Annotated in this window: 29 protein-coding genes; 7 read left to right on the forward strand and 22 right to left on the reverse strand. The window is 57.4% G+C overall.

The annotated features are described in order from the left end of the window. Positions 1-38: 38 nt before the first annotated feature. Complete coding sequence (locus ACX5K5_RS14495) at positions 39-539, forward strand: DUF456 domain-containing protein (protein WP_346059586.1); 501 nt, start codon at positions 39-41, stop codon at positions 537-539. Here ACX5K5_RS14495 and ACX5K5_RS14500 read toward each other — a convergent pair. From ACX5K5_RS14500 to ACX5K5_RS14515, 4 genes are read right to left on the reverse strand one after another with little or no spacing between them, the layout of a single operon-like run. After that, positions 536-1,141: a response regulator gene (locus ACX5K5_RS14500; RefSeq protein ID WP_346059585.1), complete on the reverse strand. Its 606-nt coding sequence runs from the start codon at positions 1,139-1,141 to the stop codon at positions 536-538. The genes ACX5K5_RS14495 and ACX5K5_RS14500 overlap by 4 nt on opposite strands. Then, positions 1,138-2,289, reverse strand: coding sequence for a sensor histidine kinase (locus ACX5K5_RS14505; protein WP_459174604.1), 1,152 nt, complete (start codon positions 2,287-2,289; stop codon positions 1,138-1,140). Before ACX5K5_RS14505 ends, ACX5K5_RS14500 begins: the two co-directional genes overlap by 4 nt. Next, entirely contained in the window at positions 2,286-3,041 is a 756-nt protein-coding gene (locus ACX5K5_RS14510) for an ABC transporter permease (RefSeq protein WP_096253903.1), read from the reverse strand. Before ACX5K5_RS14510 ends, ACX5K5_RS14505 begins: the two co-directional genes overlap by 4 nt. Then, positions 3,038-3,955 (reverse strand): ABC transporter ATP-binding protein, encoded by a 918-nt coding sequence (locus ACX5K5_RS14515; protein ID WP_096253902.1) that lies wholly within the window; start codon positions 3,953-3,955, stop codon positions 3,038-3,040. The genes ACX5K5_RS14510 and ACX5K5_RS14515 overlap by 4 nt, the downstream gene beginning before the upstream one ends. A 362-nt stretch (positions 3,956-4,317) precedes the next feature. On the opposite strand from ACX5K5_RS14515, the gene ACX5K5_RS14520 reads away from it, so the two are divergent. Further along, entirely contained in the window at positions 4,318-5,013 is a 696-nt protein-coding gene (locus ACX5K5_RS14520) for a DedA family protein (RefSeq protein WP_188684049.1), read from the forward strand. A 5-nt stretch (positions 5,014-5,018) separates the two neighbouring features. Here ACX5K5_RS14520 and ACX5K5_RS14525 read toward each other — a convergent pair whose 3' ends face one another. The 7 genes from ACX5K5_RS14525 to ACX5K5_RS14555 all read right to left on the reverse strand — a co-directional run bounded on the left by ACX5K5_RS14525 (position 5,019) and on the right by ACX5K5_RS14555 (position 11,547). After that, positions 5,019-5,375 carry a DUF2695 domain-containing protein gene (locus ACX5K5_RS14525; RefSeq protein WP_188683297.1) on the reverse strand — a complete coding sequence of 119 codons (357 nt, stop codon included), beginning with the start codon at positions 5,373-5,375 and terminating at the stop codon, positions 5,019-5,021. Between the two features lie 104 nt (positions 5,376-5,479). Continuing rightward, the gene (locus ACX5K5_RS14530) at positions 5,480-6,667 is read right to left on the reverse strand and encodes a pyridoxal phosphate-dependent aminotransferase (RefSeq protein ID WP_459174605.1); all 1,188 of its coding nucleotides are present in this window, start codon (positions 6,665-6,667) and stop codon (positions 5,480-5,482) included. Continuing rightward, complete coding sequence (locus tag ACX5K5_RS14535; protein ID WP_459174606.1) at positions 6,664-7,152, reverse strand: carboxymuconolactone decarboxylase family protein; 489 nt, start codon at positions 7,150-7,152, stop codon at positions 6,664-6,666. The genes ACX5K5_RS14530 and ACX5K5_RS14535 overlap by 4 nt, the downstream gene beginning before the upstream one ends. Positions 7,153-7,249: 97 nt before the next feature. Further along, on the reverse strand, positions 7,250-8,545 hold the full coding sequence (gene rlmN / locus ACX5K5_RS14540) for a dual-specificity RNA methyltransferase RlmN (protein ID WP_240520423.1): 1,296 nt from the start codon (positions 8,543-8,545) through the stop codon (positions 7,250-7,252). Between the two features lie 14 nt (positions 8,546-8,559). Beyond that, positions 8,560-9,726 (reverse strand): FAD-dependent oxidoreductase, encoded by a 1,167-nt coding sequence (locus tag ACX5K5_RS14545; RefSeq protein WP_459174607.1) that lies wholly within the window; start codon positions 9,724-9,726, stop codon positions 8,560-8,562. After that, positions 9,716-10,429, reverse strand: coding sequence for a methyltransferase domain-containing protein (locus tag ACX5K5_RS14550; protein ID WP_459174608.1), 714 nt, complete (start codon positions 10,427-10,429; stop codon positions 9,716-9,718). The genes ACX5K5_RS14545 and ACX5K5_RS14550 overlap by 11 nt, the downstream gene beginning before the upstream one ends. Continuing rightward, the gene (locus tag ACX5K5_RS14555) at positions 10,429-11,547 is read right to left on the reverse strand and encodes a type III polyketide synthase (RefSeq protein WP_459174609.1); all 1,119 of its coding nucleotides are present in this window, start codon (positions 11,545-11,547) and stop codon (positions 10,429-10,431) included. The genes ACX5K5_RS14550 and ACX5K5_RS14555 overlap by 1 nt, the downstream gene beginning before the upstream one ends. Positions 11,548-11,708: 161 nt before the next feature. Between ACX5K5_RS14555 and ACX5K5_RS14560 the strand changes: the two genes are divergently transcribed. Then, positions 11,709-12,377, forward strand: a complete 669-nt coding sequence (locus ACX5K5_RS14560; protein ID WP_324093286.1) for a GntR family transcriptional regulator — start codon at positions 11,709-11,711, stop codon at positions 12,375-12,377. Positions 12,378-12,388: 11 nt separating this feature from the next. On the opposite strand, the gene ACX5K5_RS14565 is transcribed toward ACX5K5_RS14560, so the two are convergent. Genes ACX5K5_RS14565 through ACX5K5_RS14575 form a run of 3 tightly spaced genes read right to left on the reverse strand, consistent with a single transcriptional unit; the run spans position 12,389 to position 15,124 of the window. Then, positions 12,389-13,042 (reverse strand): GOLPH3/VPS74 family protein, encoded by a 654-nt coding sequence (locus tag ACX5K5_RS14565; protein WP_346059579.1) that lies wholly within the window; start codon positions 13,040-13,042, stop codon positions 12,389-12,391. A gap of 9 nt (positions 13,043-13,051) precedes the next feature. Further along, positions 13,052-14,308, reverse strand: a complete 1,257-nt coding sequence (locus ACX5K5_RS14570; RefSeq protein WP_459174610.1) for a hypothetical protein — start codon at positions 14,306-14,308, stop codon at positions 13,052-13,054. A gap of 42 nt (positions 14,309-14,350) precedes the next feature. Further along, on the reverse strand, positions 14,351-15,124 hold the full coding sequence (locus ACX5K5_RS14575) for a sulfite exporter TauE/SafE family protein (protein WP_459174611.1): 774 nt from the start codon (positions 15,122-15,124) through the stop codon (positions 14,351-14,353). Between the two features lie 735 nt (positions 15,125-15,859). On the opposite strand from ACX5K5_RS14575, the gene ACX5K5_RS14580 reads away from it, so the two are divergent. Beyond that, positions 15,860-16,225, forward strand: a complete 366-nt coding sequence (locus tag ACX5K5_RS14580) for a TetR/AcrR family transcriptional regulator C-terminal domain-containing protein (RefSeq protein ID WP_459174612.1) — start codon at positions 15,860-15,862, stop codon at positions 16,223-16,225. Here the strand turns inward: ACX5K5_RS14580 and ACX5K5_RS14585 are convergent. The 7 genes from ACX5K5_RS14585 to glsA form a co-directional block, all read right to left on the reverse strand. Next, positions 16,222-17,367, reverse strand: a complete 1,146-nt coding sequence (locus tag ACX5K5_RS14585; protein WP_459174613.1) for a S24/S26 family peptidase — start codon at positions 17,365-17,367, stop codon at positions 16,222-16,224. The two genes, ACX5K5_RS14580 and ACX5K5_RS14585, sit on opposite strands and share 4 nt — an antisense overlap. A gap of 1 nt (position 17,368) precedes the next feature. Beyond that, on the reverse strand, positions 17,369-17,944 hold the full coding sequence (locus tag ACX5K5_RS14590; protein WP_188683340.1) for a hypothetical protein: 576 nt from the start codon (positions 17,942-17,944) through the stop codon (positions 17,369-17,371). Continuing rightward, positions 17,941-18,600 (reverse strand): hypothetical protein, encoded by a 660-nt coding sequence (locus ACX5K5_RS14595; protein WP_459174614.1) that lies wholly within the window; start codon positions 18,598-18,600, stop codon positions 17,941-17,943. The genes ACX5K5_RS14590 and ACX5K5_RS14595 overlap by 4 nt, the downstream gene beginning before the upstream one ends. Then, positions 18,597-19,166 (reverse strand): signal peptidase I, encoded by a 570-nt coding sequence (locus ACX5K5_RS14600; protein WP_459174615.1) that lies wholly within the window; start codon positions 19,164-19,166, stop codon positions 18,597-18,599. Before ACX5K5_RS14600 ends, ACX5K5_RS14595 begins: the two co-directional genes overlap by 4 nt. Beyond that, positions 19,163-19,753, reverse strand: a complete 591-nt coding sequence (locus ACX5K5_RS14605) for a hypothetical protein (protein WP_459174616.1) — start codon at positions 19,751-19,753, stop codon at positions 19,163-19,165. The genes ACX5K5_RS14600 and ACX5K5_RS14605 overlap by 4 nt, the downstream gene beginning before the upstream one ends. 23 nt (positions 19,754-19,776) lie before the next feature. After that, the gene (locus tag ACX5K5_RS14610; protein ID WP_459174617.1) at positions 19,777-20,328 is read right to left on the reverse strand and encodes an alternate-type signal peptide domain-containing protein; all 552 of its coding nucleotides are present in this window, start codon (positions 20,326-20,328) and stop codon (positions 19,777-19,779) included. Between the two features lie 368 nt (positions 20,329-20,696). Further along, positions 20,697-21,743 (reverse strand): glutaminase A, encoded by a 1,047-nt coding sequence (glsA, locus tag ACX5K5_RS14615; RefSeq protein ID WP_442346543.1) that lies wholly within the window; start codon positions 21,741-21,743, stop codon positions 20,697-20,699. Positions 21,744-21,951: 208 nt separating this feature from the next. On the opposite strand from glsA, the gene ACX5K5_RS14620 reads away from it, so the two are divergent. Together ACX5K5_RS14620 and ACX5K5_RS14625 are read left to right on the forward strand one after the other, a co-directional pair. Beyond that, a complete protein-coding gene (locus ACX5K5_RS14620) occupies positions 21,952-22,374 on the forward strand; it encodes an acyl-CoA thioesterase (protein WP_188683352.1) in 423 nt (140 codons plus the stop codon). A gap of 206 nt (positions 22,375-22,580) precedes the next feature. Then, positions 22,581-23,003: a VOC family protein gene (locus tag ACX5K5_RS14625; protein ID WP_188683354.1), complete on the forward strand. Its 423-nt coding sequence runs from the start codon at positions 22,581-22,583 to the stop codon at positions 23,001-23,003. 29 nt (positions 23,004-23,032) lie between these two features. Here ACX5K5_RS14625 and ACX5K5_RS14630 read toward each other — a convergent pair whose 3' ends face one another. Next, entirely contained in the window at positions 23,033-23,869 is an 837-nt protein-coding gene (locus ACX5K5_RS14630) for an SGNH/GDSL hydrolase family protein (RefSeq protein ID WP_096253881.1), read from the reverse strand. 203 nt (positions 23,870-24,072) lie between these two features. On the opposite strand from ACX5K5_RS14630, the gene ACX5K5_RS14635 reads away from it, so the two are divergent. After that, positions 24,073-25,521, forward strand: a complete 1,449-nt coding sequence (locus ACX5K5_RS14635) for an aldehyde dehydrogenase family protein (protein ID WP_441664611.1) — start codon at positions 24,073-24,075, stop codon at positions 25,519-25,521. Positions 25,522-25,550 lie beyond the last annotated feature (29 nt).

The following is a 25,550-nucleotide window of genomic DNA, read 5'->3' on the forward strand; positions in this document are numbered from 1 at the left end:
AAAAGTTATTCTTGACTTCACCGTGCCACACTAAGGGTGTGGATGCACAGATTATTTACACCGTTATCGCCGGATTACTGCTGATCGTTTCCGCCTTGGGCACGATCATCCCGGTACTTCCCGGATCGCTGCTGACCATTGTGACCCTCTTGGGGTGGGGTTGGCTGCTTGGTTCGGGAGCTTCCTGGTGGGCGGCGGGGCTCGGCATGCTGATCGCCGCCTTGGGCTGGTCCGCCTCCGCGGTGCTGACCGGGCGCAAGCTCAAACAACATCAGATTCCTAAGGGCTCGATCTTCTGGGGGCTGATCGGTGCAATTGCTGGGGCGTTTATCATCCCAGTAGTGGGGTTGTTTATTGGTTTTGCGCTGGGACTGTTTATCGGTGAAGCGGCCCGGCACCGTAAATTTGCTGGGGCCCTCGCCTCGTCGTGGGCGACACTCAAAGCCATGGGGTTGGGCATTCTCGTCGAATTCGGGTGCGTGCTGCTAGCCACCTCGGTGTGGGTCATCGGTTTGATCACGCACTTCGCGACGCGTTAGATCCAGCCCACCTCGCGGGCATAACGTGCAGCCTCAATTCGGTTGGTCGTATTGGTTTTGCCGATCGCGTTGGACAGGTGATTGCGCACGGTTCCGGCACTCAGGTGGACCGTGGAGGCAATCTTTGACACCGGGGCACCGGTGGCCGCGAAGCCCAGAATTTCTCTTTCCCGCTCGGTCAGCGGATTATTCCGTGTTTCTACGCTGAGCATCGCGCGTTGCGGATCGACCACTTTATCCCCTAAGTAGACCCTGCGGATTGCGGCGATCAGCTCCGCGGGCGGCGAATCCTTGACGAGGAATCCGTGGGCTCCCGCTTCGAAGGCCTGGCGGAAATACCCTGGCCGGTCAAAGGTGGTCAGGATCAGAACTTTCACCCCGGGGTGGCTGGTTTTTAGTTCGGCGGCGGTACGCAATCCGTCCTGGCGCGGCATCTGCACATCGAGCAACGCGATATCTGCGGGCTGGGTATCCAATGCGGGGGCCACTTCATCACCGTCCGCGCATTCGGCGACCACGGTGATGTCCGCTTCCAGATTTAACAGCGCAGCCAACGCTCCGCGGACCAGGTGCTGGTCATCGGCGATGAGTACTCGAATCACCGGGCCTCCTTGGCGTCAAAGACTACTTGCACGCTGGTTCCGCCCAGCCGTGATGAACCCACTGTACAGTTGGCGCCGAATTGACGGGCGCGTTCTTGCATTCCTCGGATGCCATGTCCGGGGCTATTTGCTTGGCAGCCGTCCCCGTCATCGTCGATACTGACTTGGCCCGGTTCGATATGCAGCACCACCGTGCTTGCGTGGGCGTGACGCAGCACGTTGGTCACCGCTTCACGCAGGATCCACGCCACGTGCGAGCGATGCTGCAACGGGATCTGCTCGGCGGTTCCGGCTACCGTGAATTCGAGGTTGTTGTCATTACACGCATGTTGTAGCTCCGCCAGTTCAACCTCTAGGTCTTGACGGTTAAGTCCTTGGACGGTGGTGCGCACCGAGTCCAGGGCGTCAACCGCCAGCTCGCTCAGTTGCACCAATTCGCCACGAGCCTGCTGGTACTGCTTTTCATCCATCAGCCGCAAGGCCAATTGCGCTTTCAAATTCAGCGCCGTCAACGAGTGCCCGATACCGTCGTGAACGTCTCTGGCCACGCGTTCTTGCTCGGCCACCACAAGGAAATCGGCCCGGATCCGCTCGGCGTCAGTCGAGCGGGTGATGGCGGCGACGGTAATTACGTACACCACCATCAAGACAATGTTCAGGCCAATCAGGAAAATTGCGTCCGTGAATTTCCCGAAGTACACCGGCAGCGCAAAGCAGGCCACCAGCACCGTGGCATAGGTGGTGATGGTCCATTTTTTGGTCAGCAGGAACGCGGCATAAGAGGTGATGAACGGGAACAAACCCATGACGGTTAATCCGGTCACCGGGACGCCAATGACGATGATGGCGCAGAGCATCAGGAAATACACGTGCGCTCGGCGTTGATCGGTTCCGCCTTGGCCGACGATCCACGAATATTTCGCATAAGCCCCAAGGTAAATGGCTGCGAACAACACCACCAGGCTTAGCCCAATGATTCTGGTGGGCAGCGGATAGTCTTCGACGAGCAGGTCAAGGATGGGGAAGACCAAGAAGATGATCCATACTCCGGCCACCATCCAACCCCAGCGGTCCCAGAACTTCTGCTCATCGCCGAAGTCGCAAGCCTCTTCTGGGGCTTGGTTGATACCTTGTGCGTTTAGCTTCACTGGCGCGCCTTGGCTTTCCTGGTTGCTACTACCGCGAAGAGCGCGAAAATGATTGCCCATGCCACAAGGTTAGCCGTTGGCATCCACAATGGATCCGGCGCCATCTCTACTCCTGACGGCATATCCTTGAGCAGCGGGTAGCGTGCCAACGCGACATAGCCGAACATTGGGGTGAAACGGGCGGCGTCTAACATGCCACCTTCCAAGGGCATGAACACATTTCCGAAGAAGGCGAAGAACACCATCAGCCCGGAGGCCAGACCGAGGGCGGATTCCGATTTGAAGACCATCCCCACCCCGATCCCGTAACAGGCGAAGATCATCGCGCCGAGCAGGACGATCAGGTAGCTGGCACCCCAGATCCACGGTTCGTTCACTTGCGCTCCGGTGGCGGCGCCCAAGGCGAAGACTATGGCCGCGGAAATTCCGGCGACGGTTGCCGCGACGATCATCTTGCTGCCAACGAATACCGCCGGTGGCATTTTGGTCAGCGCGATTTGTCGGCCCCAGCCCTGCATCGTCTCGGTCGCGACGGTGCCGGCGATCGCCACGGTGCTGACTGCTGCGCCGTAGGCGGCCATGGAAATCATCAGGTAGAACTTCACGTTGCCGGCGCCCAGGTCGAAGGCGGTGTAGCTGGGAATGTTGCCGAACAGAATGTACATGGCTGCCGGGAGCAACAACGCGAAGATGAGGTTGTACCCGTCGCGGAAGTGCCGGGCGAACTCTACCCGGATATATGTGGTCATCATGAGGCGTCCTTGGTCAGCTGGATGAAGGCGTCTTCCAGGCTCGGGGAGGAAATTTCTAGATCGTAGGCTTGGTATTCGCCCAGCAGCGCAGCGGCAAAGCGGTCCGAGTTTTGGCATTGGAAGGCGAAACGTGAGCCGTTGCGTTCGGTAATCTGCACCGACTGATCAAATGTTGCCGCCTGCTCCCCCTGATCTTCTGAGGTGAACGACGCACTGAGCGTGCGGCCAGATATGAGCTGACGTAATTCGGCGGTGGCACCGTCGGCGACGATTTTTCCTTGGCTCATCAAGATGGTTCGTTCGGCGAAGTTTTGCGCCTCTTCTAAGTAGTGCGTGGCAAAAATGACGGTGCGCCCTTGGGTGGCTTCGGATCGCATCGTGGACCAGAATTCGCGGCGTGCCATCACGTCCATGCCGGCCGTCGGCTCGTCGAGGATCAGCACGTCCGGATCCGGAAGTAAGGCCAGCGCGAATTTGATGCGTTGCTGTTCACCACCGGAGCACTTGCCCACACGCCGTTTAGCGATGCGGGTCAGGCCCGTTCGTTCCATGACCTCGTTGATGCGATCGGACTTGCCGTGCATCGAGGCAATGACCGTCACGGTTTCCTTCACCGTCATATCTCTCAGTAGCCCTCCGGTTTGGAGGACGGCCGAGACGCGTCCGGAGGAAACCGCCTGGGGCGGGTCAAGACCGAGGATTTTCGCGGCACCTGCGGTCGGTTTGGTCAGCCCAAGGATCATGTCAATGGTGGTCGTTTTCCCGGCACCATTGGGCCCCAAAAAAGCCACTATTTGCCCGGTGGGGATTTGCAGGTCGATTCCTTTGACCGCCTGGACCTTGGTGCGCGAGGTGGAGAAGGTCTTGGTCAACCCGGTCAGCGAAACTGCTTCGGTTTTAATCAGCGTTTGCATACTTATAGTCTTCGCGCGATGCCTCACGCTGAGAAGAGCAGAAAGTCATGTCATGACCATGACCGTTGTCATGCCGGTGCTGCCCTGCAGGTGCGTAGCGGTGAGAATTCGAGAACCAGATGACTTGAAACCGCGCATAGGCTGTGACCTTGGCAACTTGTGATGCATCGTCAGCGATTTGCCTCCGATCCGCTCCGTGCACACATTGCTAAGATCTGTGCCGGTCAATGGCCTAAATACCGTTATTCTGCATGGAATTAGTGTCTGCGGGCGCAGGAGCAATATGGCCAGCTCTCTGGGAAACTCACAGCGATTTACCGTAGTCTTTGAGCGTGCTAGATCAAACTTCTTTCCTCTCGCTCATGACGCAGTTCGGGACGCCAACCCTCGGAGCAGCGTTCCTGCCCGACTGGCTGAATCCTGTTGTCTTCCTTAACGACCCGGCCTTAGGCCCATGGGTCGTCCTGTTAGTCTGCGGCATCGTTTTCGCGGAGACCGGACTACTTGTCGGGTTCTTCCTGCCAGGCGATTCCATGCTCTTTACCGTGGGCATGCTCATCGCGGCCGGAACGATTCATGTCCCACTGTGGCTTTTTGCCCTGTCAATCTTTGTCTGTGCCTTTGCCGGTGATCAGACTGGCTACATGATTGGTAAGAAGACGGGTCCGGCGATCTTCAAGAAGCCAGATTCCCGGTTCTTCTCGCAGGCGAACGTGGAGCGAGCACACGGATTCTTTGAGAAGTTCGGTGGCCGCGCGGTCATCCTTGCACGCTTCGTCCCCGTGGTGCGCACCTTCGTGCCGGTGATCGCTGGTGTAGCCAAGATGAACCACAAGACGTTCGTCGCCTATAACCTTATTGGTGCCTTGTTGTGGGGCGTCGGTGTGACCTTGTTAGGCTTCTGGCTGGGTCAGTTCACCTGGATCAAAGACAATATCGACATCATCTTCATCCTGATCGTCTTCATCTCGATCATTCCGATCCTGATCGAACTGCTCAAAGCCCAGATGGCGAGCAAGAAAAAGAAGAACAACCAGTCCCACGTGATCGAGGACTAAGAGTTTTAAGCACCCCGGCTGCGGAATTGCCCGCCGGCCCATTGCACGCCGCGGCGTATCATCCACTGTTCGCAGGGTTGAATACAGCCGCGGCGTACTCCTTTGCAGATCAAGTCATCGCCGCGATCTATCGCTCGGATCGCTTCGGTGCCTGCCGGACGCAAGGCGTTCATGAGAACCTCGCAGTCGCAGTAACCGCCCAGCAACCGAATTTTACGTTCTAAGGCGGTGGCCCGCGGCGCGCTGTGATCGCGGTACTCCTTCAGTACGCGCAAGGATCCGTCGCACGGCGATTGCCCGGCAACGCGGTACATATAGCAGGCGAGACATTCGTGGTCGACGGGAAGCGGGAAGTCGCTCATCGCAGGGCTCCTAGCTGGCAGATGATCAGTGATTCATCTCAGCTTCACACCCTAGGCGGCTAAGCAACCAGCTACCTCGTCGAACTGTGCATAACTGTCTGGCGCTACATATTCCTTTTCAGGAATTCTTCGACTCGGTCCAGTGCTTCGGCCACCCGGTGATAGCCGGCTGCGAAGGATAACCGGATAAATAGGTTCCCCTCGAACGGGTCAAAGTCACTGCCTGGGGTGAGCGCCACCTGCGCTTCTTCCAGCACCGCGGCACAAAAAACCGAAGCCGAGCCGAACTGAGCAAGCACCTGGGGCGAGAGTTTCCCGTAGAGATAAAACGCACCGTCAGCCGGGGCGGCCGCAATAATTCCGAGCTTGTCGAGACTACCCAATACCAGTTCGCGGGTGCGCGCAAACTCGCGCACGCGGCCTTCTGCTTCTTGAAGACTGTCGGGTTCGAATGCTGCGAGAACCGCGCGTTGTGCTGGCGCTGGGGCACAAAGCGCCAGGTTCGAGGCCAACCCATCGACCACCGCCAGCATGTCATCCGGGACGATCATCCAGCCCAGACGCCAGCCGGTCATCCCCCAGTATTTGGAGAACGAGGACACCACAATGCTGGAGCGCGAGTACTCCCAGGAGGTGTGGCCCTTACGCTCCGGGACAAACTCGATGCCGTGGTAAATTTCGTCACTAATTAGCCGCACCCCGTTGGCCTGACACCAGCTAGCCAAGGTTTCGAGTTCTTCGGCGCTGAGCATGGTGCCGGTGGGATTGTTCGGGGAGGCGATGACCAGCCCGTCGAGACGACCGTGCTGCTTTATCGCCGCTTCCAGCAGCTCGACGGTCGGCTGAAAACGCTGCGCGGGGCCGGTAGGCAAATCCACGACGTTCAGTCCTAGCGCTTGCAAGATGTTGGCGTAAGCCGGGTATCCGGGGCGAGCCAGTGCGACGATGTCCCCCTGGTCGAACGCCGCGAGAAATGCCAGTTGGAATGCGCCGGAGGATCCCGCGGTCATCACGAAGTTCTCCGCCGGGATCTGAACACCGTAGGTCAGCCGATAATGATCGGACAGGGCCTGACGCGTGGGCTCTAAACCGCTAGTGGAGGTGTAGCCAAAGTCTGCCTGCTCGGCATGGAGTTTTGAGGCGAGCTCGTTGACGGCAGCCGGAGCTCCCCCGCCAGGTTCCCCGACGCACAAGGAGATCACGTCGTGGCCGGCGGCACGCATGGTGGCTACCGTATCGACGATTTGCATGACCTCAAAGGGCGGTACCTGGCCACGGTTTGAGACTTTCATTTAGCCGTTCCTTGACCTAGTTCTTTTTCCTTCACCGGGTGGCGCGAAAGGATGGAGATGCGATTAAACGCGTTCATTGCCACCGCGATCCATTGGATCGCTGCAACCTGCTCATCGTTGAGCAGTAGCCGCGCCGAGGCAACCGCGGCGATGCGTTCCTCGGGGCTGGGTAGGTCGGTGGTGGCCTCGGCGATCGCTAGGGCCGCGCATTCAAATTCGTCGAAGTGCCCGCCGCATTCATCCCACGTGCTGAGCAAGACGATGCGTTGCATTGTTTCGCCGGTAGCCAGTGCCTTACGGGTGTGCAGGTCTAAGCAGTAGGCGCAGCCGTTGATCTGTGAGACGCGCAGGTTGATCAGTTCGGCGGTGCGATCGCTGATGCCTGCAGCGCGGTAGGATTTGGCAACTTGAGCGGAGAACTTCCCAATGGAGTTCCACAGCTCGGGGTTGGTCTTGTCGAGAAAAAGCGGGTCTGAAACGGCCATATCTGAACCATACCCGTCAGGCACGTTTAGCCGCCACACATGGCAAGAGCCCTGCCTCACGCTTTCACGTGTGGCAGGGCTCTTGGGTAACTGAAGATTAGTCTTCGTCGGCTGCGAGCTGTCCGCAGGCGCCGTCGATTTCCTTACCACGAGTATCGCGCAGCGTGGTTGGCACGCCGAGGCTGTCCAACCGGCGCACGAACTTGCTGGTGATGTCCTTCTCGCTTCGTGTCCAGACCGAGCCCGGTACCGGGTTCAGCGGGATCGGGTTCACATGGACCCAGCCGCGGCCACGGGCGTTGAGCTTCTTCGCGAGCATTTCTGCACGCCACTCGTGGTCATTCATGTCCTTGATCAGCGCGTACTCGATGGAGACGCGGCGTCCGGTCTTCACGTAGTAGTCAAACGCGGCGTCTAGCGCCTCGTCGACCTTCCACTTTGAGTTGACCGGGATCAGTTCATCGCGCAGCTCGTCATCCGGTGCATGCAGCGACAGAGCGAAGGTCACCGGGACGTTTTCTTCGGCCAGTTTGCGGATGGCAGGAACCAGACCCACGGTGGAGATGGTGATGCCACGCGCGCTCATGCCCAAGCCTTCAGGGGCGTCGGCGACCATACGGTGCACGGCGTTCATCACGCGCTTGTAGTTGGCCAGTGGCTCACCCATGCCCATGAAAACGATGTTGCCCACGCGCTCATCTGGGTGCTTCTGTCCGCCCAGACCGCCCTCGGCGATCACGCGGTTAGCCTGGACGATCTGATCCAGAATTTCGGCGGTGGACATGTTGCGGGTCAACCCGGCCTGGCCGGTGGCGCAGAATGGGCAGTTCATACCGCAACCGCACTGCGAAGAGATGCACAGGGTGATGCGGCCCGGGTAGCGCATGAGCACGGATTCGATCAGCGAACCGTCGAAGAGGCGCCAGAGGAACTTGATGGTCTTGCCATCGTCGGTTTCCAGGCGCTTCACCTCGGTGAGCAGCTTCGGGAACATCGCCTCGGCTAGTTCCGCGCGGCGCTCCTTGGGAAGATCGCTCATCTTCTCCGGGTCGGTGGTGTAGTGCGTGAAGTAGTGCGTCGACAGCTGCTTGGCGCGGAAGGCCGGCAGGCCCAGTTCCTTCAGCTTGGCCTGGCGCTCGGCCAGGGAAAGGTCAGCCAAGTGCGTGGGCGGCTGGGAGACGCGGCGCTTGGTGGCGAACTGTAGCTCGGGGCGGCCATCGGCGCCCATCTCCTGCTTCCAGCCTTCGGCCGTCGGAACGACCTGAGCGCGGCCTTCGGCCTGGGCTCGGGACTTGGAGATACGGAGTTGCTGGGCACGCTGCGCGGCGGCCTGCTCGGTGCGCAGGGCCTTACGCTCAACGGCGGAAAGTGTGGTGGAGTCGCTGGAAGTCATTGCTACCTATTGTTTCACGTATCTACTGGATGTTGGCGGTGAGTTTGGGCACGCATCAACGAGTCGGTCATGGTGAAAATTCTTGCTACCGAATCATGCAGTTCCCGGTTCGCTAAAACCCGCGAGAGCACCGCGTCACGCGGGCCACTGAGCCATGGCGGAATCGGCCGGCCGAGCATCATATTCAGGTGTGCCCGGCGGGCGGCAAGCCGTGCTGCGGATAGTCGAGTGCGTTCAAAGGCCTCTAAATTTTGCCTGATGGTCCCGGCACTGAGCACCTCGGCGAGCGCTCCCGCGTCCAGGAGCCCTAATGCAAGGCCCTGGCCACCAATGGGGCTAATTTGGTGGGCGGAGTCGCCGATGAGGATGGTTTGGCCGTGGACCATATTTGGCACCGCAAATTGTGCTGTGGTGAAGTCGCTGTGCATGGTGCGTGAGTGTTGGGCTAGCCGGTGACCGGTGCGCTGGTGGACGAGGTCTTCCAACGACTTGCTTTGGTTCTTACCTCGGTGTGCCACCCAGCGGCGTTGGTCACCGGGCAGCGGAAAGGATTCGATAATCCCGTGTGGATGCAGGTAGAGCACCGCGGTCTCGCCCAGTCCACTGGCATCGGGATAATCTCCCATGCGGTAGGAATCGGGCAGTGCCCGTCCGCGCCACGGTACCGACAAGGCACCACGCACTGCCGAATCCACCCCGTCGGCGCCAATCAGCCACCGGGCACCATGGACCTGGAGTTGTGCGTTGTCGTGTTGCACGGTGAAGTGCACGCTATCGCTACCCTGCCCCAGCACATGTTGGAAGCGGCACCCTAGCTGAAGTGCCTGTGGTGCCAGCTCAGCCAGCCGCTCCCGCAAGAGCAACTGGGTTTGACGTTGCGGCATTGCCAGAACATACGGGTAGTCACCGGGGATGCGCGCAAAGTCGAGTGCCGAGCTGTGCCCTCGCGCGAAGACTCCCATGCCGTTGCGGATCTGCAGTCCTTGGTGCGTCAGCTGTTCGGCAATTCCAGCTTCCTGCAATATTTTCAGCGCCGGCGGATGCAGCCCGATTGCCCGCGAATGCTCTCCCATCTGCTGCCGTTTTTCGAAGACTTGCACCCGATGGCCGCGTTTGATCAGCAAGATTGCGAGGGTCAAACCCACCGGTCCGGCACCAATGATGGCGATGTCAGACCGCATGGGATGGTTCCCAGAGCAACAGGTTTCGGAAGGGGCGGCGTTCTTCTACCCGCCACCCGGCGGGCACACGCTGGGCCATTTCCTCTGAAGTGTAACTGCGTCTGATGGAGAGCAGTCCATCGCGCCTGATGAAGGAACTCCATGCCAGCGGCAGTGTCGCGGCCCCGAAGAGCACTGCGGCGATCCTTGAGCGGCGGATATCCGCGTGCACTACTCGGCCGGTGGCCAGTTCTTGAGAGTCCGCCAGCAGCCCAGAGAATTGTTGCTCATCTAGATGATGGAGCAGGTGGTTGGAGATGACCACATCAAACTGGGCCTGCTGCGCAACCAGTTGGCTGCTATCTGTCTGGCGGAATTCGAGACGGCTTGCGGATAATCCAGACCTTTGCCCGGCATCGCGCGCATAGTGAAAGGCTCGTTCATCGGGGTCGATTCCCAGAACTTTGAGGTTGATTCCGTCGGCCAACGCTCGTTTGGCCAGCATGATGGTGATATCCCCGCCACCGCAGCCGATATCCAACAAGGTGGCGGGCCGGTTGGTGGGCAGCTGATTCACCATGAGCTCGGCATAAAGCCTGTGCCACCCGGCCACCGCCCGGTTAACCAGAGGAAATTGTGCGTAGGTTCGGCGCAGAAGTGCCGGGTCGCAGTCGGGCCTGTCCATTTCTTCGACGGCGTCCTTGGCGCGGGCGAGCTCAAACATCAGGCCTCCGGGCGGACGGTGAACAACCCGGTTTCCACGGTGAGTCCCGGACCGAAAGCCATGGCGCACACTCGTTCGCCGGACTTAGCCGCTGGATTCTCCATAATTTCTTTAAGCACAAATAGCACCGTGGCACTGGACATGTTGCCGTAGTCGGCGAGGATTTTGCGGGCAGGTTCCAACTGGACCTCGCTCAGTCCCAGCCGGTTTTGGACCCGGTCCAAAATCGCTCGGCCACCGGGGTGAATTCCCCAGTGTTTGATCTGTGAAACCTCTAGTGCTGGCGCTGCGTCTTTGGCAAAGAGTGGTTCCAATGCGCCGCTGATGTGGTCATCGATAATATGCGGGACGTAGGTGCCGAGCACCATCTCGAAGCCTTCATCGCCGATATTCCACGCCATCGCTTCCTCGCCCACCGGGGTCAGCACGGTTTCAAAGGCGTCCATATCCAGTCCCCCGTTGCCACGCTGAGTGACGAGGGCCGCTGCTGCGCCGTCGGCAAAGAGCGCAGAGCCCATGATGGTGTCTGGGTCGTTGGAGCTGCGCACATGCAGGGTGCATAGCTCGGCGCACACCACTAATACCGTCGCTTGCGGATCGGCCAGACAGAAATCCCGGGCAGCACGGAGTGCGGGAAACGCTGCGTAGCAGCCCATGAAGCCTAGGTGGTGACGCACCGTATTGGGACGTAACCCCAGTGCGCGCACAATTTGGTAGTCCGGACCGGGGTTGTAGAAGCCCGTGCAGGACACCGTAATCACGTGGGTGATTTCATCGGCCGCTATATCGGGGCAGGCCGCTAGCGCTTTGCGTGCCGCAGCAATAAATAGTCCCGGGGCGTGCGCCACATATTCGTTGTTTCTCGTCGCGGTGCTCGGCGAATGAAGCTGTTGGGTGCGCGCATCGTAGAACAGCGGATTCGCAGGTGGGTTGAGCGTATCGAAGTCCTCAACACAGCTATAGCGGGTATTAATCGCTGAGGAATCAAAGGAGGTGGCGATCAGGCGTTGGCCCAGGCGGGTTAGTCCTGGTTGCACTGCGAAGACATCACGGACCTCGTCTTGTTTCAGGATCGTATCGGGCAGGGCGGTCTGGATAGTACGCAGCATCACTGACATGACTTGAGCCTAAGCGCGCTGCAGGCCTGCGTAAAGGGGCGGCTAGAACTGTCAGTTATTTACAAGTTAGCCCAGTCGCTCAATACTCTGAGCACGCAGGCATAATATGATTATTTCTGATTGCCATTCACAAGGGTTCGGCAAATATTGAGGAGGCCAGCATGGCAAAAGCATCAACGCATTCGCTAGAGGGAATTCGCCGCACCATTTTGGACGGATTTTGGTCCCCTGGGGATCGCCTGCAGCCCACCACTTTGGCCGAACAATTCAGCACCAGCACCACGGTGATCCGTGAGTCATTAACCCGCCTTGCCGGTGAAAACCTGGTCACCATTCGGCCGAACCGCGGATTTTTTGTCCCGGATCTGAATCTGGGCGAGCTGGCCGACATCACCGAATTGCGGTGTGTCACCGAAGCTCTGGCCGCGAAGCTTGCCACTGAGCGAGGAACCGTCAGCTGGGAATCCTCACTGATCGCGATACACCATAAGTTATCGCGCACCCCTCGGCGGCTACCCGAGGAACCAGATCGGGTGAACCCGCAGTGGTCCCAGGCGCACCGCGAATTCCACCACCAGCTCTTAGCACCCTGCGAATGCCAGCCGATGCTCAAGCTCTCCGGCGATCTGGCGAACTTCACCGAGCTTTACCGGCGCTGGGCCGCGCCATCTCAGGCAGCCGTGGCCCGCGACGTCGAACAAGAGCACGCAGACATTCTTGACGCGGCGTTGGCTCGTGACGCCGAAAAGCTGGGCCACTTATTGCGCAATCATTACCAAGCAACCGTCGACGTAGTGATGCATGCAGGACTGGTTGAGCAGCCTGCCTAAACCAGGCAGCTTTAGCTAGCGCCAGGCAGGATGGTGTTCGTTGCGACGGCCTCGTTCATGGTTGCGACCGCTTTGCGGACCGCATCGCCTGCTCGGGAATCGGTGGCAACTTCCTTAATTCGTGCTTGAGCGCGCTGCACACCGAGCGGCTCAATTTCTTCGGCCAGCACCCGCTGCAATGCACCCATGCCATGAATGATGGAAAGCAGCGTCGCCTCATGGGTTGCGGCCTCACGCTGTCCCTGAAGCACCAAGCTCAACCCACTACGGAATTGACGTTCCAGTTGCCCGTTAAGCACGCGGACCGGTGCCTTGCCTAAGCCCAATAATCCTCGCTCACCATATTCGACAAGCCCCTGTTTGGCCAGCGAGTCGGTGACCAGACGAATATTGCACAGCCCGTTGATTGCTACGGCAGAATCGAGATTTATCCCATCTTTGCCTTCAAGCTTTTGCAGCGAATGCTCTAGGACAGGGTCGGCGATGGGTCCAGCGCCAACGATGGTGATCCGTGGATTCGGGTCATCGGTGAGACCGATTCGCCCTGCCAAGATCAGGTCGGCAATGGTGGCCGCGTTCATCCCGTATTTATAGGAGCTCATCACCGTTTCCGGTTGTCCGTCGTCCTTGGTGAGCAGTAGATACAGCATCTCGGAGATCAACATATTTCTAGGCTACCGAGTTTGGAAACCTACGTCCTCCCCATTACGGCGGATTTCTTGAGGTCCAAAAGATGGTTCGGAAGATGCACCGGAGGTTTCCGAGCCTGTTGTAATTTGCTCGCGTTGTTCACGTCGACGCGCACGTTTTTCCTTGCGCAGCTGTTGCTTCTTGTCCTGAATCAGCGCCGAGGTAGTTCGGATAAACACCGAAATCCACGTGAAGATAATTGCCACGACGGCAAGTTCAAAGCCGGTGAGGTTGTAGTAGTTCCATTCCTGCCACAGCAAGAACGCAAGCCACAAGGCACCGAGCGCCGTCAGCGACATGAGGTGGAAGACCACGGGGTATCCCGGAAGCAGAACCACGGTGCTGATTAAAAGCACCACCATGCCCACTGCTGCCAGTTGCACGAAAGCTCCGTGTACTTCGGGCGCAACGTTGACCGGGACGATACCGATCAGGATGACACCTAGCGCGACCGCGAGCAGACACCAACGAACGATACTTGGGCGCGGACGCACGTATCTTGAAATACGGTACTTCTCAAAGGCCGGTCGGCATCGGTAAGTGCGGGCGAGCCTGGCTAGGTCACGAGTCATGAATTCGGTAAATGCTGCCAGCACGAGACCTGAAATAACCAGCGTGGTGTTGAAGGTCCAAAAAGATCCGATGCCCGCGTCGTATGTACCTAGAGCGGAGAACATCGACTGCCACCAGCCGCGGTCCTCTGCCAACAGCATGCTGATAACTACGCCCGAAGCCATGAAGATTCCCAGGATGACCGATAGTGTCTGGGCATTCGTGCGTGCTGTAGCCACCAGACACAGGTACGCGCTGACCCCGGTGGCACCGCTGACAAGCAGAGCACCCGCAACCACGTCAACATGTAATCCAAAAAATGCCTGCTGCATCAGGTGAAAAGCAACCATCAAAATCATGATGGTGCTCGCCGCGTGAACCATCAGCAGGCCTAACATCGTCACGATCTGTCGCCACTTAGGGATCCGCCTGAGCCACGGTTCGCGGGAGATGAGCAGCCGTCGAAAAGCGATGACACTGACTAGCGCTGCGCAGATGCCACCGGTGGTAGCTGCCACCGCACCGACGGAGAGGCCACCAGACAAACCTGGCCGGTTACCCACGAAGAGGATAAAGCCGACAATCAATCCTAGGATTGAACAGAAAAACCCGGCCCACAAGGCCTGCCGCTCAATCTCGAGTTCTGTGGCCGGTTTACCTTGGGTTTCAATGTTAGCTTCAGTCCGCACACTTCTAATTGTCTCATTGGTAGATATTTATCCAACGTTGGCTTAGGCCAACGCTTGGGTTAGCCCGTTGATCATCAATGTGATGGCACCAGAGAACGCAACGATGATGACAAAGGCCCTACTGAATTTGTCTGGAATCTTGGGTGCAAGATAGTTACCCAAAAGAATTCCGAGAACCATCGCCACGAGACAGCCGGTCCACTGCGTCCAATGGAGTTCAGGCATCCCGCCCTTGGCCAGCAGTGAAGCGATGGCAAGCACGAAGAAATACAGCTGAACGGAAATTGCGAACTTCGCCTGGGGCCAGCGGCTAGCTACCGCGTAACCGGCAATTGCGGGCCCAGAAACCCCGGCGGTGACGGACATAAATCCGGAGACTGCACCGGCACCAATGGCTAGCCCCTTGCTCTGTGCGGCGCGCAGATTGCGCACCATGAAGCTTGAGAGCAGCGCAAGAATAACCATCGCCGCGATACCGACAGAAAGCCACGGTCCGCCAAGTTTGGAAGCCACCCACGCACCAGGAATCGTCATGACTACCGCAGGTATCAGCATCAGCAGAATCTTCTTATATTCAACGTCGCGGAAGACCTGAATCAGAATCAGAAAGCTACTACAGGCACCTAGGAAGTTGACCACCATGACCCCGTGGAAAGGCCCCAAGACCATCACGAGGAAAGGCGAGGAGACCAGCGCGAATCCCATGCCAGAGATTCTTTGTGTGGATGCACCGACGAAAACTGCTGCGCTAAGCCCTAGCAGCGCAGCGAGTTGTAACGTTTCCAACAGTCTTTTGCCTCCCAGTTCCTGCGCCAAGCGCAAGAGCGCCCATGTTTCTTACGTTAGTGCACCTGGACACGACTTCAGAATGCGCATTCCGCGGCATCTCGTTCTAGGCCGTTCAGGTGAGTATCGACGTTTACTATCTGGTCATCGGCGACTAAGCGATGGGCTCGGCGGCCACGAAGTGCTCATGCTCGAGCAATACGAGCCGGGCCATGTGCTCGGTGCCTCCTATGGCGAGACCCGTAACTTCAATCCGGTCTTCGTGGTCATGCCCCGCCTGCGATTGCTACAGCACGCGAATATCCTGTGGGACGAGATTACCGAGGCCGGTGAATCACTGCGATGCTGCTATCAGCACATACCTTTTCTCCGGTGCGCGCCGGAGAGAGCGGTGGGTTCAGTGCGAGAACTTCTTGCATTTGGTTCACCTCAAGATATATAACGAATGTCTTTCGTTTAATCTGTGTATGTTCTAGTCAAAGAATCCCGATGCAAAGGAAGACTGCATGGTTAGGCCACCGAAACCAAAGCTCAGCACAGCGGCGATTACCTACGCCGCGCTCAGGCTTGTCGATGCACACGGCGAGTTCACCCTGGGGTAATGGCAAAAGCGCTCTAGCTGACGTCACCTTCGCTCTATAACCACGTCGGCGGTAAGGCCGAAATCATCGAGCTGATGCGCGGGCGTGCCATGTCCGAAATCCAACTGTCCGAGCTGGACCGGGTTGACTGGCAGGAGGCAGTTCGCCAGATCGCCAGATCGCCATGGAGTATGGGGATTCCTACGCCAAGCACCCAAGATTGATTCCGCTTTTCACCAGCCATTCGGTCCGGGATCAAACAACGCTTAGAGTCTATGACGCGCTCACTGAAGCGTTTGCTATGGCTGGTTTTGAGCCGAAGGAACGCCTGCAAGCGAACACCATTATTGATTCGTTCGTATTGGGCTCGGCTCTGGACGCTACAGCGCCGAGCGCCGTATGGGAGGCCGATACTCAGTCCTCCCATGCATTCACCGAGGCACTATCAGCGGGACTACAGGAACCAAACCGCGCCGAACAGACGTTCTTTCACGGGCTTACGTTCATAATCCAAAGCCTGACCGGCAAACAGAAAAAAGCAGATTCCTAGTGCAGTATGCACGTCAATTTTTTCGAAGTTCCCAACAACCCAGCCGTCGCATGGACCCTGTTGAAAACGATTGGCGCAGACGTCCACCCTGAGGGATATGTGGCAGATATTTTCACCGTGATCGTGCGATCGTACCCTAGAAGTTCACCGAGGAGCGAGAGCAACGTATTGAGAATTCCGGAGCTGCCCACCGTAGTGAGACTTTGCTGTCTAACAGATGCTCCTAATGGAATATTCGTAATTTGGTTCGTATTCGACGGGGTCCCATCAGCATTGTTAACCTGCACACTCACCAAATAACCGGTAGGTGCTATCGATCCAGACAAAGGCGCAGACCAAGTAAAATCGATCGTCTGATTCCTTGTACTGGTGTTTCCTACCCTTGATTGCGTGCAGGTGGTTCCCGCTGGCGCAGACATTACATCTGTAGCTAGTGCAGCCGACCCTTGCGCAGTAGCACCAAAAGCAGCCATAGTTGATTCAACCCGGCCCGCCCAGCCCACTGACACGGCTAAAGCAAGAACCACCACTAGCCCGGTCCAGGTAAACAATATAGAATTTCGATCCCTAGATTCGTCTGGTTTCCCAGTCGCACTAGGCCGACGACGACTATCGATATCATCTAATTCATCGTCATCATTCGCACCTCGGCGAATGAAAGCTAGATAGAATACATACGCGCACAGTAGTCCTCCGCCGAAGAAAGCCCAAGGCTGGCCAAACCAACCAATCACGTACCCCAGGTTTGGAACGCTGAATAATAACCGGTCAGCGCTCTCCACCGCATACGGCTGCAGGTCCGCTACAGTATTGGCATCCCCTTTGAGAATGAGTCCCAGCGGCGTATTCTCCAGTATCCGATGGGTAACCCGCATTTGGTCTGCTGCTACGACGGAAACCACTTGGCCGGGATCAAGTTCACTGACCGGAGTAGTGACTGCTAGACCAAATGAGCCCGTCGGGATCTCCGGCGCCATCGACCCCGAAGCAAAAATCAGTGGCTTGAACCCGAAGATTAGAGTCATCGCTGTCATGAGAATGCAAAGAGAACCAAGTACTGCACCTAGGTTAAGCATCAAGCCTTGCCATCCGCACGCGATCTTGTTCTTGTTCTCAACGGTTGATGATTTTCGCAGACTCATGCTAGGAACCAACCGTTGAGGTGAAAGTCAGACCAATACTTGTTGTTGCTCCCTGCAAGGAGTTAGCAGCTGTTGTCGGCAGCGCATATTGGATACAAAGCGACTCCGAAGCTCCGGAATCTAAAGTGCGTGGAATCGAAGAACCGTTGAACTGTGCACCCGCGCTCTTGGAGACTATGGTCGTTCCACCTGAACACGTGACATTGGCGCCGCTGCCGCTGACGGTTGCGCCAATCTTGAGGGAGATGTTCAGTCCCGCACCCAAGGTGGTAGCCCCCGATTCGGTGACCTTTCCCTGAACCGTATATGGAGCCGATATTGTTCCCGTGTTTTTGACAAGCACCGTAGACACCGAGCTGGTGCCCGGATACAAATTACTGCCAGTGATGGGCATCTGATAGGTAGTTGCACTAGCTGCATCTGCCGTTGCGCCAACTCCCAGAGCGACGGTAGCGGAACTGATATTGGAGGTCGCGGTGGCGGTGCCTGTCCAAGCGGCAAGGGTCGAAACAGCACCAAATCCCACAAGGATTCCCAAGGTAAGCATCGCCTTAATCTGCATTCCACGCCGGCTCATCGGGAATCTCCTTCAGTATTCAGAATGGTTAGTCTATTTCGCCGGCTCAGGGCAAAGAGTATTCCGCCGGTGATTAGTGCCCCGATTGCCAACGGCAGGAATCGGGGGAAAAATCCGGTGTCGCCCAGCTGGTCTTGATCTTGAGGCGGTTGAGAGTCTGGATTTTCTACTGGAGGTGCCGATTCTTCATCGGGTTTCTCGCCTAACGGATCCTTCTCGCTTGCCCGTACGCGGATGCTGATGTTCTCCGAGCTGATGTTCTGGGTGGCATTTCCTGCGGCTTCAGGCAGCCACGCACGGATAACAACGGTGGTCGTCTCGCCAGCAGATAGTGAAATGATTCCCTTAGGCGAAGCTTCCGCCCGTAAATCGTTGGCACCTTCGAGGGTGTTCGTGTGCACTGTGATTTCTATGGACTTTGAAAGATCATTACGCACCCACAAGGAACGGCTTGTACTTTCACCGGGGATGATTTTTTCAACATTGGCAAAGACAGGCAAAGGGGTATGGCTGTAATTTTCCCCGTCCGTACTGTAGCTCAGTTGGTTGCCGACTGGCGAGGCCGTTGTTGCCTGCGCCGGCGCGTGGGTGAAGGCGAGAAAAAACATCGGCGCAATACCGGCGAACAGCCACGCAAAGATTCGTCGAGTGCTCATTTTTCCACCTTGCGCCGGTTGTCACGCCACGCACCGGCAAGCATTACAGCTGAGTAGCAAAGCAGTCCACCCACAGCGAGCCAAATCAGCCATGTACGTTGCTGACCGCTAATTGCAGAGTTTACGAATCCTAACAGCGGCACCGCGTACCAGAGTTTTCCTCTAAGTTGTTCGGGAACAACTGGTGCGTCATTCGTATTGTTTGCATCACCCCGAAGGATAAATCGCTGTTCACCGCCAAGCGTATTTCCCACCCCGACAACACGATGCGTCACAACTTCTGGTTCGCCTGAAACAAGTTGATAGGTGACCACATCGCCCACCTGAATTTCATTCAGATCAACCGGACGCACCACAACTAACGAACCGGGCTGATAGTCCGGCCTCATCGAGCCGGTAAGTACGGTATACGCAGTCGCGCCGCCTAACCGTGGGATGAGGACCATGATGGCAATCAATGCGAGAACGACAAAAAGCGCCAGCCATGAGATGGTTTGCCCTACCCACCACAGCACGCCAGTCTTCTCGCGTTCAATTCGAAGCTCTGCCCGACTGCGTGCACTCATTGTTGCTGCCCCACAAAGTTCAGCACCAATTTGAGCGAACCTCCGGAAGCAGCTTGCGGAGCATTCGACGGGACCGACAGCCTCACGCAGAGGTTTTCCTTGCTGGCGTCCCCATTTTCGCTCAGCAATGGACGGGCCACCGCAAACTTGGCCGTCGAATTGGCCGTGCCTTTATAGAGCATTTGTCCGGAGAGCGCCTGCCGACCATCGCAAGCTACCGCTGGCATGCCAGCATAAATGCTCAGAATGCTGGAGTCGGCCAGCGCGGTATCGGCATCCGTTGGCGTTCCCGGTTTCGCCGAAGCACCCACGAGGTTGTAGAGCAGGTCGGTAGTCCCGCCGTTGCTCAACATCAATGGAGCTTGCACATACTGCCCGGGGACTAAATTGGAGCCGTCAAGTTCAATGAATTCGTAGTTCGCTGCCTCTTTGGGTTCGGCTCCCACCAAAAGCAGCAGATTTCCCGTTCTCACGGTGCCCGCATCAATATTTCTTTCGGCGCGCCAAACGGCGGCCGTGCCTTGGGCTCCTAGAAAAAGCGCCAGGACGACGGCCGCGACTAAAGTAAACTTCAGCTGTTTAGGCATTCAATTACCTGCTGCGGAGCGACTTATGAACGGATCTGATCCAGTGTTAAGGTCAGCTGTGTCAAATCGATAGGCTCGTCCATGGTGGTGTTGGGAGTTGTGCCAACTGCACCTTCGTCGAAGGTGACAGTGATCGAAACGGGAACCTCATAAACACCCGGGGCGGCGAAGGAAAGTACGCCGCCTGCTTCGGTAATGCCTTCTGCCGAGGCATCAACATCCAGCGCAATGGTGACATAGGTTTCAAGATCCGCAGGAACGGCACCGACGGTGCCGACAGTCAGTGCCCCCTGGATGTTCTTACCCTCAGCATCGATGGTCACCGTCTGGTTGAATTCGACAGTATCGCCCGGAACAATGTTGTCGGTCACAGGGTCAAACGTCGTGGTTGACGCATCCGGGCTAGCATCGGTCCAAACCCCTTCCCCGTCGGTGGTCAGTTCTAGGTGACCGGTGGTAACCGTTCCCGCATCGACATTGTCTTCGGCCTGCCACAGTGCGAGAGTACCGGCACCGCCAATAAGCAATGCACCGGCGGCGACTGCCGCAATGGTCGCCTTCGTTGTTTTCTTCATTTTCAGTCCTCACTTTGCCGAGCCCACTGCAGGTCTCTCTACCAGTAAACCGGAAAGGGTAATATTTTCAACACGAGGATAGATAAATATGAACTATCTCAGAATTGCGAGATTCGTAGGTGCCGAACGGCTATGCGTAAACCAAATAAAATGAGAATATTATGCAGCTTGACCTGATATTTCGGAGATAGTCGAAGAAATGATTTATTGGATTGATAACACTCCGAAGCAAGTGGTCAGAAAAATTTATCCGACTGGATCCGTAAAATAGACGGTCAGTCATAGCACAAAAAAATGGTCGTGCTCACGTGAGCACGACCAAGTCGCTAGGTAAGAATAACCCCACTGAAGGGTCGTCGAAACTAACTCTAGCCTCTGCCGGCCTTCGCCAGCAGGCTCTTCTCCGGAGCCGAAGCAAATAGGTTCAGGCCCATGGCGCGCGACAAATGCCCGATCGCCAACTGCGCTTTCACCGAGTTGCCTGCTATATCCAGGGGTGGCGAGAACGCGCCAATAGCGCCCTTACCCGGTGCTATGGCGACGATGCCACCGGAGACACCTGACTTAGCTGGGATCCCGATCTCGAACAGCCAATCCCCCGAGTGTTCGTAGAGACCACTGGTGGCCACGGCGGCCAGGGTGTCACGGCAAACATCCGCATCCACTACGCGCTGACCCGTGACCGGGTTGACGCCGCCGTCGGCGAGGGTCGCGCCCATGACCGCAAGATCATAGGCGGTGACGTTCAGCGAGCATTGCCGGGTGTAGACGTCCACTGCGGCCAGCGGGTCACCTTCGATGCGGCGGTAGCTTTTGAGTAGTCGACCTACGGCTTTATTTCGTTCGTTAGATTCGGATTCAGAGGCATACACATCATCGTCCAGCGTCAGTTGGCGTCCGGCGAAGGCGGAAAGTCCGGAGCGGACATTCTCCCATTTTTTAGCCGAGGTGCGGCCCGGGATCATCTCGGTGGTGGCGATCGCACCGGCATTGACCATCGGGTTCATCGGGTGGCCGTTATTCAGCTCGACTGCCATCACAGAGTTAAAGGGCATGCCGGTGTTGTTCACGCCGATGCGTTCACGGACAACTTCTCGGCCGTGTTCTTGAACCACGAGCGCGTAAACGAACATTTTGGCGATCGACTGAATAGAAAATTCGTGCTGGCAGTCTCCGACCTCGTGCACCGAGCCACCCACGTGGGACATGGCGATGGCGAATAGATCGGGGTCGGCGTGACCAAGGATAGGGATGTAGTGGGCCAACAATCCGTCATCCACATCCGAATAACGCTCATGTGCCTCGTGTAGAAGCTCGTCAATTTTCTGGTGTGCCAGCGAACCGGTGGATACCTGCTGGACAACATCATCGAAATCGGTAGGGATGGTTTCGTTCCCGTCCGAAGGATAGTTCATGTTCACCCACTTTCTACTTATGTTTTTACGTTTTTCTCTGCTCTACGTTGAGACTACCAATAGCGCTCCTACTTGGCATCAAGTAGTGCATCATTACACAGTAAGAGCGTCTCTCAGCGATCATTTATGACCCAAACTAATTGTGTTTTCGCTGACATTGTGCAGAGCCTTACAGCGCCCAGAGCCGATCTGACCTAGCATTTTAGATATGGCTAAGGGAATCACTTTTCACACACGCAAATGGGTTCGCCCCGAAGATCTCAACGCAAACGGCACGCTGTTCGGCGGAAGCCTGCTGCGTTGGATCGACGAAGAGGCGGCCATCTACTCGATCATCCAGCTTGGCAACAAGCATGTGGTCACCAAGTTCATGTCTGAAATCAACTTCATCGCCTCCGCTAAGGAAGGCGACCTGATCGAGATGGGCCTGACCGCCATCGACTTTGGTCGCACCTCGGTCACCCTGCGCGCCGAAGTTCGCAACATCTTCACCCAGGAATCGATCCTGACCATCGAGAAGATCGTATTCGTCAACATCGGCGAAGACGGCAAGCCGCAACCGCACGGTTATGACCACATCACCTACACTCGCGACCGTATCCCGCTGGAAATCACCAAGGCGCTGATCTAGTTTTCGGACCGATCCCCTCAGCCAACGTTGAGTTGACGGTGTGGTGCCCCAGTCCTCGTTGTGAGGGCTGGGGCATTCGCGTTTTCAGGTCCAGCGTAACCGCCAATATTTTGGTGTGAAAACCTCTTGTCGACGGGACCGTGTTGGGGCAGAGTTTGTCGCGGGCGCAGTTCGCGCCCTGCCCCACCAGTTACCGAGGTATGAGCATGAGCAAGATGATCTTTGTAAACCTACCGACCGCTGATCTGGCCAAGTCCGACGCCTTCTACTCCTCTATGGGTTACGAGAAGAACACCACCTTCTCGGACGAGAATGCAACCTCTTGGATCGTTGCCGAAAACATCTTGATCATGGTGCTCCGCGAAGAGTTCTTTGCCAGTTTCCTTGTTGATGGAGATGTTCCCGCGCTGGGTTCAAAGCACAGGGAGGCCCTAAATGCACTGTCCGCGGAGACTCGGGACGGGGTCGATGATTTTGCCGCACGCGCAGTTGCTGGTGGCGGCAGCATCTACCGGCCGGCCGACGAACCATTTCCCGGCATGTATCAGGTGGCCGTCAAAGACCCCGACGGGCACGTCTGGGAAATCGCGTGGATGAGCCCCGAAGCGATGGAAAATCCCACAGCTTAGCCCAGCTTTCCTCTCCTCCGCCGCTGGCCTCAGGGTGCCGGCGGCGCGGTGAGGTTCGCAATTTTATGTCGGCTTCGTTTGCGGTGCAGTTTTTTCATGCCCTGAGCAGGATAAATGGGCTGCGGCCACCTCGGCGCCAACTCATCTCCCAGGGTGACCCCGCGGAGCCGGCGACCAAACATCGGAAGCACCCATTGGCGTAGCCATTCCACGTCTCGGCGGGTGGCTTGAATGAAACCTATTCGCCGGGCGTCGGCGAAGGGTTCAAAGACCAGCTGATGGTTTGCGCCTAAGAGTTCCAGAATCCGAATGGCCATATAACGATGTCCCGCACGGTTCATGTGCAGCTTGTCGACATCCCACATGCGCCGATCCGCGTAAACATCCCACTGCCAGTAGTCCACCAGCGTCACGGTGTCGCCATACTGCGCGGCAAGTTCGCGCACACAGTCATTAAACTTCCAGTTGCGCCGTTTGAAGGGTGCGAGCATCGGATGCACGGGAATATCAAAACCGGTGAACAGCAAGATTTGTGCCCCCGAGGCGGCGAGCCTGTCCACCGCTGCGCGGTAGTCGGCCAGCACCTTGTCCAGGTCTTTACGGAATTCGAGAATATCGTTGCCGCCGGCGTAGAAGCTGATCACATCCGGGTTCATCGCCAACGCCGGTTCGATTTGTTCTTCGATAATCCGGTCCAACCGTCGACTTCGAATACCCAGATTGGCGTAACGCCATTGCGGGTCTTCCTTTGAAAGTTGCTTGGCCACTCGGTCCGCCCAGCCGCGCACCCCGTTGGGTAACCGTGGCTCCCAATCCCCCACACCCTCGGTGAAGGAATCTCCGATTGCCACAAAAAGCCGACTCATGAATGGTTACGCTACGCAGCTTTAGTGTCCGCCGCGTTGCGAGGAGGCAAACGCGCGGTCACTGCCCGGTGACAGTTTTGAGCGGCTCAAGCATCCCAAAGGGAGAAAATCTCTTGACTGTGCGCTGCATCACTGATTAGCTGTGGACAGTTACTGGTCAGACCAGTAGTTATCTCGCTGACGACAACTCGAAAGCAGGAACGGTGCCAGTTCACGTAAAAACTTACCCGGACGGTCTGCCCATTGGTGAGCAGTGGGTGCCCTGCGAGCACAATGATCCGATTATTTTTCCCTTTGATTCCTCGGTGATCGCCCAGGCCCCGGTAGGTACGGTAGCCCACGCGAGCCAAGCCTTGGACGCAGCTGCGGCCGTGCGCCACGAGATGGCAAAACTCAGCGCAGGCACCCGACGCTCAATCCTGTTGGCGGTCCAGCAGAAAATTGCCGCCGTGGCAGAAGAGCTAGAAAACCTGTTGGTGCTGGAAACCGGTAAACCGTTGATCGATTGCCGGGTAGAGGTGGCCCGCAGCCTCACCACCTGGGCGGCCGCCACCGAAGAAGTCGCGCACATGCATGGGGAAACCGTCCCGCTGGATCTGCAACCCTCCGGTGAGGGCATGATCGGTTACTGGACGCGCAAGCCCGCCGGAATTATCGTCGGCATCGCCGGATTTAATTATCCCCTGCTCTTAGCAAGCCATAAGTTGGCGCCGGCCCTCGCCGCCGGTTGCCCGATCATCTTAAAACCGGCACCGAACACTCCATTGACGAGCCTGTGGATTGTACACCTGATTCGCCAAGCACTCACCGAACACCAGGTCAGCGCGTGCGCGGTACAGCTGGTGACCGGCGGGATCGAGGTGGGCGAAAAACTGGTGGCAGACCCACGGGCCGCGGTAGTTTCCTTCACCGGTTCCGCGGCCGTCGGCCACCAGATCGCCAAGAATGCCGCCCCACGCAAGGCGGTACTTGAGCTCGGTTCAAATACCGGGTTCATCGTGGCCGCCGATGCGCGCATCGAAGAGGCGGTGGACGCGGTAATTCGTGGCGGGTTTTACGCCAACGGGCAAGCGTGCATTTCGGTGCAGCGGGTGTTGTTAGATGCCACGATCGCCGAAAAGTTCCAGCGCCAACTGCTGGCTCGGCTGGGCGAAGTGGTCGTTGGTGACCCGCGCAGTGCCAAGACCCGGGTGGCTCCGCTGATCAATGAGGCCTCCAGTAAACGCATTATGCAGTGGATCGACCATGCGGTAGCTGCTGGGGCACAGGTCCTTGCTGGCGGCAAGATCGACGGCGGCAGTATCCTGCCCACGGTGATGAGCCAGGTGCCTACCGAGGCGAAACTGTGGAGCGAGGAGATCTTTGGACCGGTGATCTGTTTGCATCAATTTGAGGATCTGGACAGCGCCTTTGAGCTGGTCAATGCCTCGCGGTATGGCCTGCAGGCGGCGATTTACAGTAGCAACCTGAAGACCGCGTTCCGCGCCATCGAAGAGCTCGAAGTCGGTGGGGTGGTGGTCAATGAGATTCCCGGGTTCCGTTCCGACATCATGCCCTACGGTGGGGTCAAGGATTCCGGGATTGGCCGTGAAGGGCCACGTTTTGCGATGGAAGAGTTCACCGTCACCCGCATGGCCATCATCCGGCCCTAGGCATAACATTTTGAAGGTAGGTAAGCACC

The organism is Glutamicibacter bergerei (assembly GCF_054495185.1).